This is a genomic window from Colwellia sp. C1TZA3 (assembly GCF_007954265.1).
GTDB lineage: Bacteria > Pseudomonadota > Gammaproteobacteria > Enterobacterales > Alteromonadaceae > Cognaticolwellia.
In genome coordinates this window covers 25,784-37,901 of sequence record NZ_VOLS01000042.1, presented here as the reverse complement: position 1 = coordinate 37,901, position 12,118 = coordinate 25,784, and the positions used below count along the sequence as shown (strand labels likewise).

The window sequence follows — 12,118 nt, the reverse complement described above, 5'->3', positions numbered from 1 at the left end:
ACTAATACCAGTTCCATTAAGTTTGTGATCTTGTTGTGCGCAGGAAAAATAACTCAAGGTAAGGCGCTCGATTGAGCAATAGCTGGCTATTGGGATTGAGAGCAACACAGCCTTGAGCTATTTTAACGAGTACAAGTGAGCAATAACTTAATGGGATTGGTATTACACACATTTGTGATGAAGTAGGTTTAAGTCCTTCCCAAGCCCTTAAACTTTTTGCTCGCACTGTAATAAATTATGGCGGAATTCCTTTTGAGTTAAAAGCAAAACAGCCAAATGTTATGACAGCAACAGCTACTCAAGAACTTTCACAAGGGTTAGGGGGAAAGTCTGAAAGTGTTACCAGCCTTATTTCAGATTTAACTGAAGGTAAAGCAGTAGATGTTAACTCTTGATTATTCATCTCAATTTAAAAAAGATTTTAAAAAAGATTTTAAAAAAGTAACTAAACTATCAATACCAGAAATAATTGACGTTGGTAATGTGATATCAACACTTCAAAAAGGGTTACTTCTTGATGCTAGATATGTTGATCATTCTCTAATAGGAAATTGGCATGGATTCAGAGATTGCCACATAAAACCTGATTTACTTTTAATTTATCGCATACATGAAACGTATTTACAACTTGCTAGAGTTGGCACGCAGAATGACTTATTTTAAATACTCTAAGCATATAACGCCCATATTAAGCGGTAAATAGCAGTTTGCTAAACTGTTGAAACGGAGTGAAAATAGCAAGCTGTTATTTGTTCGTTTTGAATGGCTTATGAGTAAGCTTTACTAAGCTCAGATTTTTTTGAGCACTTTTTGCTAAAATGTGAAGCGGAGCGGAACTAGCCAACTGTAATTTGTCCCACTTGAACAGCTGTTAGCCGTATTTAGCTCTGTAAAAGAAACCTGCGCAGATCTTGCTCTTGGCGCATGACATGTAAAATATATACCTTATCGCTATCAACCTTATAGAAAATACGACACGGATTAACATTAACCTCTCGGTAATTTAAGTTACTTAACTCAAGAGGCCTTTTACCAGATTCAGGATGGCTCTCTAGTCTTTCTATTTTATCAAATACTTTTCGGGTTAAACTCTTAGCCGCTGTGATATTACTTAAAGCAATATATTCAGCTATTCCGTTTAAATCATCGAGTGCTGGAGATGTCCATATTACTTCAGCCATTTGCTCATTTTTTCTTTTGCTTCTTGGTTCGATAATATATTACCATTTTTAATAGCTTGCTCACCGCGTGCAACACCTTCAAGAATTGCCATTCTTTGTTGCATGAACTCATAATCATCAACATCAACTAAATAAGCAGATGGCTGACCATGCTCAGTAATTAATACTGGTTCTTTGGAAATGTGGAGATCAGCTAAAATTTTGGTGGCTTGGCGTTTTAGCGTTGTGACAAGTTCGACTTTCATGATAACTCCTATATTAAAAAGATAAATAATGTATCACTATAGTATCACATGAGTTCAGGGATACAACTATACGGCTAACGCCCCACTAAGAGCCAACTATCATTTGTCGTGCTTGAGTGGCTTATAGCCTAATTTGAATTGATTACCATAATAACCGCAATTGTTGCTGCAATTGATAATAATCCTGAAATTATGCACAAAGTATCATTATCTTGATCTGCTTTAGGATATTTGCCGACAGTTAAAATTTTAAGAGTGGTGTAACCATACCCATGGACAAAAATATCAATAAACAAGTCTATAACTATCCATTTAATTACGTTTAGGATACCTCTTCCTAGACCCTCAACTAATTCTTCCATAGATGACACAATCCTTTGGCATATATCGCCCTTTTGAGTGACTTGTTATGTGCTTATTTATACTATGCTACTTTCTTGTTTTTCTATTGATAGCTTACGTATATATAACTCCACGCATAGAAAAGCAAAAGGAATAATAGATGCTAAGAATAGAAGTAACAAAGTTATAACTGACCACTTTTGTTGATGCGAAGCATGAATAGAGGATGTTAAATAGGCAATAAATAAAATCCCGTGCACCATGCCCAAATAAGACACGTAATATCGACTAATTACGCCAAGCGTAACACTTAATATAAGTAGATATGAAATACCCTCTAACAAACTTATTAACCTAAAACCTTTCAATTAAACCCTCTCTAAATATTAAATTGAACATCAGAAATTTGATTGTTCGGAATGCCAACGCCTGGTTAAGAGGCAAAAAATTGTTGGTTAAAATAAGCGACAAAGGAGCAAAAACCAACTGTTTTTTGTCCGTTTGATGTTCTTGTTAGGCAACTTTAGTCTTCCCAATCAGGGTATTGTTCAGGATTAACACCAACTTCAGAAATAACCCTAGGATATTCCACATCAGCAACAGGCTGAAACGGTTTTTTACGACTATTGGAAATTTGGAACAACCAGCTATCACCATAATCAAAGAAATAAAATGCTTTTTTACCTTTTGATTTAAGAAGGAACTCACTAATACTTGTTTCCTCGATTAGTTCATCGTCACACTCAAAACGTGCAATTTCTTGTCCACGCTCAGTGTTGGCGATATAAAATTTATACATGTGATCATCATCAAAAGCTAACAAGTCTTGAAGGACTAGATGAAAATCTTCTAATTTAAAATCTGATGGAATTTCAATATTGCACTGCCAGTCATCTGAAGCATATATTCCATGTACCAACTTAATTTTCACTGTAAATATCATAATGTACTCAAAACTGATTTTGTTGCCTACGCCTCATTAAGAGGCAAAAAAATGTTGAGGAACGAAAACAGCTAACTGTTTTTTGTCCTTTTAAACGACTTGTTATATTTTTTACACTACAATGTACGACGTTACCGTACATAATAAGAGAGTATACTATGAATAGCATCAGTGTAAATCAGTTTAGAGACAACTTAAAAACATATGTTGAACAAACTGTTAGCGAGCATGAGCCAATAAAGGTTACTAGGCGAGCTGGTGATGCCTTTATTGTTATGAGTGCTGAAGACTGGGAGAGAGAGCAAGAAACATTACACGTATTACAAAGTAATAGTTTGATGCAACAAATTTCTGACTCCATGAAAACGCATACAAGCGATAAAGGTTATAAACCAACACAAGAGCAATTAAATGAGATCACTAATCTTTGAAGGTAAGACGTGGCTCACTTATAAGCAATTAAGAGAAAAAGATAAAAAATTACATAAAGCATTATGTAAAATATTAAAAGAAATGCTTAGAAATGATCCTAGTAGTGGTTTAGGTAAACCAGAGCCATTAAAACATAATTTAGCTGGGTTATGGTCAAAGCGGATTTCTCAAAAAGATAGATTAATCTATAAGTTTGATAATGAGTATATTTATATATTCGCAATTGGTGGACATTACGACGATCATTAGAAAAACATAACAGCTTATTTTAGCGACTCCTCAGTAATGTCCGCCCCATAATATTTATTTTATATTCCACAATATTTTACAATTTCAAATAATTAGAAAGAATAGCTTTGTTAAAATTAAAAAGTTAGGATATTACTGAGACTTCTCAGTAAATCCCTGCCATAAAAATGTTTGATCTTTATTTAAATCAAAACTATAGCTGTATAAATGCACAGATTTATGGTTTTAAATTATGTCAACTTCATCTTTTTTAGAAAGTATCCGTCATATCCTTCGTACGAAGCATTACAGTATCCAAACTGAGAAAGCATATTTATTGTGGATTAAGCGCTTTATTATTTTTAACCAAAAGCGTCATCCAAAAGATATGGGAGAAGAAGAGGCAAGTAATTATCTCACCTATTTAGCTGTGAATCGAAATGTGACATCTTCAACACAAAACCTTGCATTATGCGCTATTGTCTTTATGTACAAACATGTGTGTGAAAGAGAGCTTATACCAAGTTGATTAATTACCTGCTCATTTTTAAGGGTTAAAATGAATAACTACAGCGTTATAAAATTTATAAGGTGAATAACTACTGACTAAATTTTATGCCTTGTATTTATCCATTTTCCCTCATGAAAAAGGTGATCACTTAATTAATCAAATTGGTATAATTGGACAACATTTATCGGGAACGAAAAGCCCACTTGATAGAAACTAGTTATTCATTAGAAAATATAAGGGAAAATATTTGAGGCTTTATGTCAGCAATGCCGGAAGAGCAGCCATGGTTATATAAAACTTTTATGTCCGCTTTCGTGGCTTAGTTGTCCGTTAGCCAGGATGACTCAATGACAAAAACGGCCATCAAAAAACATATGTTTCAATCTATGGGGAACGTCCGCTATCAGGAGACTGTTAATTCAATGTGGTTGCTCCGCTGTATCCGCTCTAGATCAAAGTTAACTTAAGTTTTTTGAAAAATATTTTCGTATCTAAATATAATAATTCTAGTTTCGACTTTATTTAACGGTTTCCAATTTTATTTAGAACCACAACAGGATGGACGGCATGCCGTGGAGACATGCAAACTTATTTACCAAGTTTATAAATACTCGACCATCACACCGATAAATACTATCAAACCAACATAATGATTATTTAAAAAGGCTTGAAAGCAACGGTCACGGTCACGTCCGGCAATTAAGATTTGTTGATAGCAGAAAAAACCTGCAGCAATCACTAACGATAACTGAAAAGGCCAACCAAAGGCTAAAATATCACCCACGGTAAATAATAAGCCTAAGGTCATTAGCTGTAAAAATAAGATAATACGTTTATCACGCTCAGCAAAGACAATCGCTGTCGACTTCACGCCAATTCTTAAATCATCATCACGATCGACCATGGCGTACATGGTGTCGTACGCGGTAGTCCATAAAACGTTGGCGGTAAATAAAAGCCAAGCGGTAACCGGTATTTGACCTTGCTCTTGGGCAAAAGCCATAATCATGCCCCAACTAAACGCTGCGCCTAACACTAACTGTGGAAAATGGGTTATACGCTTCATAAACGGGTAACTGGCAGCTAATATCACCGCCACAACAGAGAGCATTATCGTGTAATTACTTAAGGTTAGCACCAAGGCAAACGCCAGTAAAATGAAGGTTGCAAACAACTGCAAGGCTTCATTACTCGACAAAGCGCCAGTGACTAATGGCCGGTTTTGCGTACGTTTAACTGCGCCATCAATTTTTTGGTCGGCATAATCATTAATAATACAACCGGCGCTACGCATTAAAAACACACCTAAGCTAAACACCACTAGCATATGTAATGACGGCCAACCATCAGAGGCAATCCATAAGGCCCAGTAAGTTGGCCAAAGCAACAAGTAAGTGCCAATGGGCTTATCCATACGGGTGATTTGCTTGATAGCAATTAGTTTTTTCTTCAAGTCACTCAAGGTAATACTCTTTTATTTTTGATAGGCAATGGCATTTGGTAAAAATATTTCTGCCACCATTAACGGTTTATCATTAAGTACAAAAACCGAACGACGCCCCCAAAGGGCTTGTTGAGTGTTTTTTAATGCTAAATAATTGGTGAGATTAGCGACACTAGAATTTTGGTCAAACACCGCCACTTCAATTTTTTTGCGCAGTAAATCGGGATGATTAAACAATACTTGCCCTAACGACTGCGTACCCAAATGGGCTAACTGTTGCTGAGCGCCGGTTAAAGAGCTCAATGGTAATAAACTTCGGGCAAATACTTGTGGAATATCATCACAATACAATAATACTTCGCGTACCAATACCGGCTCGCCCGCTGTAATATCATCATTGGCTTCAGCCGCATCACAGGTTTGTATGCGTTGGCCTAGCACTTGCACACGAAATTGTTGACCATGACACTTCAACCGCGCGGTTAATGAACCAGGATCGAGTAACCAATCGCGTAAGCTGTTGGGAAGAGTGAAGGTTTCTGGCGGCTGCCAGCTTGCGAGCATTTGCACAGGAAATAATAAATGTTCTGTTGTCATACTTGAAAACTATTTAACGAAAAACGACGTATGATAGCGTTTAGTATGGCAAAAATACAGCCTACTCCTGGTATTGAATGACGCTTATTTATACCAATGACTTATACCCGTAGCTATTAGCTTTTTTAGGCTAGTGCTATTAGTTAGATATCAGTCAGATAAAAAAATCGCTAAATAACTCAACGTATGATCAAAATTCGGGTTATCATTTAGTCTTAATCAACCGATTTAACTTCTGACTATGAATAGTTAATTTATTTACCAATTTGAGTTTTAGTGTATGAAAACATCCATTGTTTTAATGTTAGTACTGCTAAGTTCGTCTTTTGCCAAAGCCGCTGACTATGCTTATTTTGGCTTTGAACCTTCGATAGTGACTAATTACGTGGCCGTTAAGAAAAAAATGGGCTATGTTCGCCTAACGGTAGAGTTAATGATTGAAGACGCTGGAAATTACACTATTGTTGAACATCATGCCCCGCTGCTGCGTGATGCAATTATCAATATTATTGGTCAGCAACCTGAGTCACAAATAAAGTCGATCAACGGTCGCCATGAAATACAGCGCTTGTGTGAAGAAAAAGTTAAACAATTATTAGTAGAAGAAACAGGTAAGCCATTAATTAAAAAACTGTTATTCACTCAATGGTTAGATAATTAAACTTTTCTAAAACAAACACCCATAGAAGTAATTAATTCAAAGGGTGCTTTATTGATTTTAGCTCGTGTGTTTTTTATCTTGTAAAACGTGAATATAAGCCAGTAGACAACCACTGAGTAAACCTAATAAATGTGCAGTGTTGGCGACATTAATCGGCATTAAACTGGTATAACCTAATAATAACCAAAACAGCATAAAGCCAATAATGGGTTTAGGCAGTGACAGACCTTTTTCTGGCTTTAACCAGCCCAACCACCATACATAGCCAACCAGCGCATATACCACACCCGATAAACCACCAAAGTTGGGTCCATCAACAAAAAATTGCCCAACATTAGACACAAGCGCAGAAATAATCAGTAACTTCACTAAGCTAGCTTTTCCCATCACTTGCTCAACCGAGCCACCCAATTGCCACCACCACATAGTATTAAAAATAAGATGTAACCATGAGAAGTGAAAAAAAGCTGGCCCAATTAACCGATGGGGTGCTTGTAATACCGCATCAAAGCTCAGTTGTGGGTAGAATTGTAAATAATGAAATATTGTATTGCCCCAACCAAAGTTACTGGCAAGAAAAACCAGCCAACATAGGGCGAAAACTACTGAGGTTACCAAACCGGCATGAGCAAAAAACTGGGCTTTAAAACTGCTCAATAAGGCTGGAGAACCTGAGTTAACCTCTGTCACATCAGCATTTTGCCAAGCGGCTTGCTGATATTTAGCTTGGTAAGGCTCTGCGATAAATTGCTCAAACTCTTGTTGAGCAAAATCATATTTATCGGCTTGGCAATAGATAACGAAACTGGCCTCTTCATTTTGCACCTGCGCCTGAACATCAACAGTCTTCAGGTAGTTGCAAAACAGTAAGGCAATATTGTGTTGCGTTACTTTTACCAGTGGCCGTAGTGCTTGTTGCAACATTAGCGGGCAACAGCATCCGGATGTTGCAATTGCCAATCAGTAAAACCGCCATCCAAAGAATAAACCTCGGTAAAGTCTTGGCTGATCAGAAACTGCGCCGCTTGTTGACTTGAAATACCGTGATAACAACACACCACTACCGGAGCGTCAAAATCGGCCGTACGCAAAAACTCAGCTAAACTGTCATTGCTTAAATGTATAGCGTTAGGGATATGCCCCGATTGAAACGATGCAGGATCACGAATATCCACCACTACATGCGTATCACTCGCTAACGTTTGATGCAGTTCATTGATTTGCATATGTTTAAAAACTTCTTCACTACTTGCCATTATTTTTCCCAGTTTAAAATTACTTTACCTGATTGCCCTGAGCGCATGATATCAAAACCTTGCTGAAAATCATCAATAGTAAAGTGATGAGTGATCATCGGTGATAAATCTAGTCCTGATTGAATTAAACTGGCCATTTTATACCAAGTTTCAAACATCTCACGACCATAAATGCCTTTGATGGTTAAGCCTTTAAAAATAACCTGACTCCAGTCAATCGCCATATCCTGCCCAGGAATGCCTAACATAGCAATTTTACCACCATTATTCATATTGTCTAACATATCAATGAAGGCCATAGGTACCCCTGACATTTCCATACCCACGTCAAAGCCTTCAGTCATCCCCAAATCGCTCATCACATCAGTCAGTTTTTCTTTAGTGACATTAACCGCACGAGAAGCACCCATTTTACGTGCTAAGTCTAAACGGTATTCATTAACGTCTGTTATTACTACATGACGGGCACCGACATGCTTTGCTACCGCTGCTGCCATAATACCAATAGGACCAGCACCAGTGATTAAAACATCTTCACCCACTAAATCAAATGATAGTGCGGTATGAACCGCATTACCAAAAGGGTCAAAAATAGCGGCTAAGTCATCTGAAATTTCATCAGGTAATTTAAAGGCGTTAAATGCCGGCAGTACTAAATATTCAGCAAAGGAGCCTGAACGATTTACGCCGACACCAACAGTATTGCGACATAAGTGTGTGCGACCTGCACGGCAGTTACGACAATGACCACAAGTGATATGGCCTTCACCTGAAACGCGATCACCGACGGCAAAGCCTCGTACTTCTTGACCCATGCCAACCACTTCACCGGCATATTCATGGCCAACAACCATAGGGACAGGAATAGTTTTTTGTGCCCATTCATCCCAGTTATAAATATGAATGTCGGTGCCGCAAATTGCGGTTTTTTTAATTTTGATCAGCAGATCGTTATGACCAACTTCCGGTATAGGTGAATCTGTTATCCAAATACCAGGTTCAGCTTTTAATTTCGCTAATGACTTCATATTTAGCCCTCAATCACTTGCATTTCTTTACCAATGCGCACAAAAGCTTCAATGGCTTTATCTAATTCAGCTTTAGTATGAGCAGCAGAAATTTGTGTACGAATACGCGCTTGGCCTTTAGGTACCACAGGGAAAGAGAAACCAATGACATAAATACCCTCAGCTAATAAACGATCCGCCATGGCACTTGCTACTTTGGCGTCACCCAGCATAACCGGGATAATAGCGTGATCAGCTCCGGCACAGGTAAAACCTGCTGCTTCCATCTGGCTTCTAAAATAGGCCGCATTGTCTTTTAATGTTTTGCGTAGTTCTCCACCTTCAGCTAACAAATCAATCACGGTAATTGACGCATTCACAATTGCTGGCGCTAATGAGTTGGAAAATAGGTAGGGGCGAGAACGCTGGCGTAACCATTCAACCACTTCTTTTTTCGCCGCGGTGTAGCCACCTGATGCACCGCCCATGGCTTTACCTAACGTACCAGTAATAATATCAACACGGCCCATAACATCACAGTATTCATGGCTGCCACGGCCTTGCTCGCCAACAAAACCAACGGCATGTGAGTCATCAACCATCACCATGGCGTTGTATTTGTCAGCTAAATCACAAACCGCTTTAAGGTTGGCAATAACGCCATCCATCGAAAATACTCCGTCAGTAGCAATTAACTTAAAACGGGCGCCAGCGGCATCAGCTTCGATCAAACGGGCTTCAAGTTCAGTGGCGTCATTATTGGCATAACGAAAGCGTTTTGCTTTACATAAACGTACACCGTCAATAATCGAGGCATGGTTAAGTGAATCACTAATAATAGCGTCTTCAGGCCCTAACAAAGTTTCAAACAAACCGGCGTTCGCGTCAAAGCATGAAGAATACAAAATAGTATCTTCCATACCTAAAAAGCTGCTTAATTTTTGCTCTAAGGTTTTGTGAATATCTTGTGTGCCACAAATAAAACGCACTGAAGCCATACCAAAACCGTGCTCATCTAAACCTTTTTTAGCAGCAGTAATCAAGGCAGGATGATTTGCTAAGCCTAAATAGTTGTTGGCACAAAAATTCACTACCGCTTCGCCAGTATTAACCGCCATTTGTGGTTGTTGTGCTGTGGTTATTATACGTTCAGCTTTATATAAACCGTCTTCTTTAACTTGGTTTATTTGCGCGCTTAAGTGGGCATAAAAATTGTTGGTGCTAGCAGAATCGGTCACATTAATTCCTTAAAAAATAAAAGTCTTTCAATGGCCATATTATCCGCCCAGACCATGGTGTAAAAAAGTGACATTACTTAATAATTTGTCTTTTTTTATAGTCAAATTGACATATAACTATGTCAAAGTGTAATATTATGGCTGTTTTTTTGCTTTCTGCCACTTTAGGAATAGCCATTGTTAACTGAAAAAGATGAAGAGCTACTGTCAATATTACGGCTTAATGCTAGAGCCAGTGTTTCTGACATGGCTAGAGCAACCGGTGTTTCAAGAACGGCGATACAAAACCGACTGAATAAGCTTGAAAACAACCATGTTATTGAAGCTTACAGTGTGGTGTTAGGTAGTGAATACACTAGCCAATTAATTTCTTCTAATGTGTCTTTAAAAGTAAACCCTAATTTGCGAAAAACTATCTGCTTAGCCTTAAGAAAAGTTCATCAAATTAGTCACATATATTCCATTAGTGGTGAATACGATTTATTGGTGACCATACAAGCGAGTACCTTAGAAAAGTTAAGTGAAGTGCTCAATATGGTCTGTTCACTTGAAGGTGTCGCCAGAACTAACTCATCGATTATTCTTGATACTATTTTTAAACGTTAATATGAGTTTATACTTGAGATTAATATGAGCTCAAAACCGAGATTAAAGTGAAAGTTCAGCAGGCGCTAGGTATACTGTTCAATATTGATTTTCAGATTTTGAGCTGGTTAAGTGCGTTTTACTCTCGCTTTAGTTTTATACCGATTATTATTTCTTATCTTAACACCACTACTTTTGCTGGTGTTACTGCTGCGCTCGATAAGTCATCAAGCTTATCGACAACGATTACCTGAACGCTTGGGGTTGCTGGCAAAAAATCTCCAGCCCAACGGCATTGTTGTTCATGCGGCCAGTGTGGGTGAAGTTATCGCCTTACAACCTTTTATCTCCAAACTGCTGAGCAACTATCCCCAAGTGGCCATCACAGTAACTACTTTTACACCTACTGGCTCAGCACAAGTGCAAAAATTATTTGGCGATAAAGTACAACATTGTTATTTACCGCTCGACAATATTTTTTCTACTACTTTATTTTTAAAACACTTAAAGCCTAAAATAATGATTTTTATGGAAACTGAGTTATGGCCAAACTTAATTGCTCAGTGCGAAAATAATGATATCAAACTGATGTTAATCAACGGCCGATTATCTGATAAATCGATGCGCAGCTATAAAAAAATCGCTTGGTTGATCAGGCCAACTATTCGTCGTTTTGACAAAATATTAACTCAAAGCCAAGTCAATCAAGATAATTATTTGGCGATGGGGGCAAACACGGCGACGTGCGCGTTATCAGGTAACTTAAAATTTGATATTTCGTTAAATAATGCTGTAGCGGCTAAACAACACGCGTTAAGCGCTTTATTGGCAGCTGAGCGTAAAATTTGGTTAATAGCAAGTACACATCCTGGTGATGAAACACTGGCATTAAAGGCCTTTGAGCAAGTAAAACAGCAAGATAGTAACACCTTACTGATTATTGTGCCGCGACACCCTGAGCGCTTTGAACAAGTGGTTAAACTCGCAGAAGACGCCGGTAATCAGGTGCTTAGGCGCAGCCAAAAACAGCCTGTAACACTCAATACTAATGTCTGGATTATTGATACTTTAGGTGAACTACTCGCCGCATGTGCATTAGCTGACGTAGTTACTATGGGGGGTAGCTTTAGTGATATAGGCGGTCACAACCCATTAGAGCCGGCATTATTTCAAAAGCCAGTTATTGTTGGCCCAAATATGAGTAACTTTAAAGAGATTTTAGCGCAACTAACTTCAGCACAGGGCATAGTGCAACTTAACGACAATGAAGCGATGGCACAAGCTTTAGCGCAAGCGGTACTGCGCTTGCTGATTGACGCAGCTAGCGCACAAGCACTCGGCAGGAATAGCTATAAAGTGGTACAGGCAAACCAAGGCGCAACAGCACAGTCTTTAATCGCACTGCAGACCTTACTAAAATCATAAATGCCTTAACCTGAGCGTTAAGG

Annotated in this window: 19 protein-coding genes; 8 read left to right on the top strand and 11 right to left on the bottom strand. The window is 38.3% G+C overall.

Annotated features, from left to right (window positions below):
- The first annotated feature begins 155 nt into the window (after window positions 1-155).
- Together ESZ39_RS12625 and ESZ39_RS12620 are read left to right on the top strand one after the other, a co-directional pair.
- On the top strand, window positions 156-395 hold the full coding sequence (locus tag ESZ39_RS12625; protein WP_146880256.1) for a type II toxin-antitoxin system RelB/DinJ family antitoxin: 240 nt from the start codon (window positions 156-158) through the stop codon (window positions 393-395).
- Window positions 382-663 carry a type II toxin-antitoxin system YafQ family toxin gene (locus tag ESZ39_RS12620; RefSeq protein ID WP_146880255.1) on the top strand — a complete coding sequence of 94 codons (282 nt, stop codon included), beginning with the start codon at window positions 382-384 and terminating at the stop codon, window positions 661-663. The genes ESZ39_RS12625 and ESZ39_RS12620 overlap by 14 nt, the downstream gene beginning before the upstream one ends.
- 218 nt (window positions 664-881) lie before the next feature.
- Here ESZ39_RS12620 and ESZ39_RS12615 read toward each other — a convergent pair whose 3' ends face one another.
- From ESZ39_RS12615 to ESZ39_RS12595, 5 genes are all read right to left on the bottom strand, one after another.
- Complete coding sequence (locus ESZ39_RS12615; protein WP_146880254.1) at window positions 882-1,181, bottom strand: type II toxin-antitoxin system RelE/ParE family toxin; 300 nt, start codon at window positions 1,179-1,181, stop codon at window positions 882-884.
- Complete coding sequence (locus ESZ39_RS12610) at window positions 1,169-1,426, bottom strand: type II toxin-antitoxin system Phd/YefM family antitoxin (protein ID WP_146880253.1); 258 nt, start codon at window positions 1,424-1,426, stop codon at window positions 1,169-1,171. Before ESZ39_RS12610 ends, ESZ39_RS12615 begins: the two co-directional genes overlap by 13 nt.
- A gap of 128 nt (window positions 1,427-1,554) precedes the next feature.
- On the bottom strand, window positions 1,555-1,788 hold the full coding sequence (locus ESZ39_RS12605; protein ID WP_146880252.1) for a hypothetical protein: 234 nt from the start codon (window positions 1,786-1,788) through the stop codon (window positions 1,555-1,557).
- A 57-nt stretch (window positions 1,789-1,845) separates the two neighbouring features.
- Complete coding sequence (locus ESZ39_RS12600; RefSeq protein WP_146880251.1) at window positions 1,846-2,136, bottom strand: DUF3817 domain-containing protein; 291 nt, start codon at window positions 2,134-2,136, stop codon at window positions 1,846-1,848.
- Window positions 2,137-2,291: 155 nt separating this feature from the next.
- Window positions 2,292-2,711 (bottom strand): IS1096 element passenger TnpR family protein, encoded by a 420-nt coding sequence (locus ESZ39_RS12595; RefSeq protein ID WP_146880250.1) that lies wholly within the window; start codon window positions 2,709-2,711, stop codon window positions 2,292-2,294.
- Window positions 2,712-2,869: 158 nt separating this feature from the next.
- Here ESZ39_RS12595 and ESZ39_RS12590 point away from each other — a divergent pair, with 158 nt between their 5' ends.
- The 3 genes from ESZ39_RS12590 (at window position 2,870) to ESZ39_RS12580 (ending at window position 3,900) form a co-directional block, all read left to right on the top strand.
- Window positions 2,870-3,142, top strand: coding sequence for a type II toxin-antitoxin system Phd/YefM family antitoxin (locus ESZ39_RS12590; RefSeq protein ID WP_146880249.1), 273 nt, complete (start codon window positions 2,870-2,872; stop codon window positions 3,140-3,142).
- Complete coding sequence (locus tag ESZ39_RS12585; protein ID WP_146880248.1) at window positions 3,123-3,392, top strand: Txe/YoeB family addiction module toxin; 270 nt, start codon at window positions 3,123-3,125, stop codon at window positions 3,390-3,392. The genes ESZ39_RS12590 and ESZ39_RS12585 overlap by 20 nt, the downstream gene beginning before the upstream one ends.
- A 232-nt stretch (window positions 3,393-3,624) precedes the next feature.
- Complete coding sequence (locus ESZ39_RS12580) at window positions 3,625-3,900, top strand: phage integrase N-terminal SAM-like domain-containing protein (protein WP_146880247.1); 276 nt, start codon at window positions 3,625-3,627, stop codon at window positions 3,898-3,900.
- 583 nt (window positions 3,901-4,483) lie between these two features.
- Here the strand turns inward: ESZ39_RS12580 and ubiA are convergent.
- Together ubiA and ESZ39_RS12570 are read right to left on the bottom strand one after the other, a co-directional pair.
- Entirely contained in the window at window positions 4,484-5,344 is an 861-nt protein-coding gene (ubiA, locus tag ESZ39_RS12575) for a 4-hydroxybenzoate octaprenyltransferase (protein WP_223270375.1), read from the bottom strand.
- Window positions 5,345-5,356: 12 nt separating this feature from the next.
- Window positions 5,357-5,923: a chorismate--pyruvate lyase family protein gene (locus ESZ39_RS12570; protein ID WP_146880246.1), complete on the bottom strand. Its 567-nt coding sequence runs from the start codon at window positions 5,921-5,923 to the stop codon at window positions 5,357-5,359.
- Between the two features lie 280 nt (window positions 5,924-6,203).
- Between ESZ39_RS12570 and ESZ39_RS12565 the strand changes: the two genes are divergently transcribed.
- Window positions 6,204-6,584 (top strand): flagellar basal body-associated protein FliL, encoded by a 381-nt coding sequence (locus ESZ39_RS12565; protein WP_146880245.1) that lies wholly within the window; start codon window positions 6,204-6,206, stop codon window positions 6,582-6,584.
- 57 nt (window positions 6,585-6,641) lie between these two features.
- On the opposite strand, the gene glpG is transcribed toward ESZ39_RS12565, so the two are convergent.
- Genes glpG through ESZ39_RS12545 form a run of 4 tightly spaced genes read right to left on the bottom strand, consistent with a single transcriptional unit; the run spans window position 6,642 to window position 10,085 of the window.
- The gene (gene glpG / locus ESZ39_RS12560) at window positions 6,642-7,544 is read right to left on the bottom strand and encodes a rhomboid family intramembrane serine protease GlpG (RefSeq protein WP_223270374.1); all 903 of its coding nucleotides are present in this window, start codon (window positions 7,542-7,544) and stop codon (window positions 6,642-6,644) included.
- A complete protein-coding gene (gene glpE / locus ESZ39_RS12555) occupies window positions 7,508-7,840 on the bottom strand; it encodes a thiosulfate sulfurtransferase GlpE (RefSeq protein ID WP_146880244.1) in 333 nt (110 codons plus the stop codon). The genes glpG and glpE overlap by 37 nt, the downstream gene beginning before the upstream one ends.
- Window positions 7,840-8,868 (bottom strand): L-threonine 3-dehydrogenase, encoded by a 1,029-nt coding sequence (gene tdh, locus ESZ39_RS12550; protein WP_146880243.1) that lies wholly within the window; start codon window positions 8,866-8,868, stop codon window positions 7,840-7,842. Before tdh ends, glpE begins: the two co-directional genes overlap by 1 nt.
- A 2-nt stretch (window positions 8,869-8,870) precedes the next feature.
- On the bottom strand, window positions 8,871-10,085 hold the full coding sequence (locus ESZ39_RS12545; protein ID WP_146880242.1) for a glycine C-acetyltransferase: 1,215 nt from the start codon (window positions 10,083-10,085) through the stop codon (window positions 8,871-8,873).
- Window positions 10,086-10,262: 177 nt separating this feature from the next.
- Here ESZ39_RS12545 and ESZ39_RS12540 point away from each other — a divergent pair, with 177 nt between their 5' ends.
- Complete coding sequence (locus ESZ39_RS12540) at window positions 10,263-10,691, top strand: Lrp/AsnC family transcriptional regulator (RefSeq protein ID WP_146880241.1); 429 nt, start codon at window positions 10,263-10,265, stop codon at window positions 10,689-10,691.
- 111 nt (window positions 10,692-10,802) lie between these two features.
- A complete protein-coding gene (gene waaA, locus ESZ39_RS12535) occupies window positions 10,803-12,095 on the top strand; it encodes a lipid IV(A) 3-deoxy-D-manno-octulosonic acid transferase (protein ID WP_146880240.1) in 1,293 nt (430 codons plus the stop codon).
- Window positions 12,096-12,118: the final 23 nt, after the last annotated feature.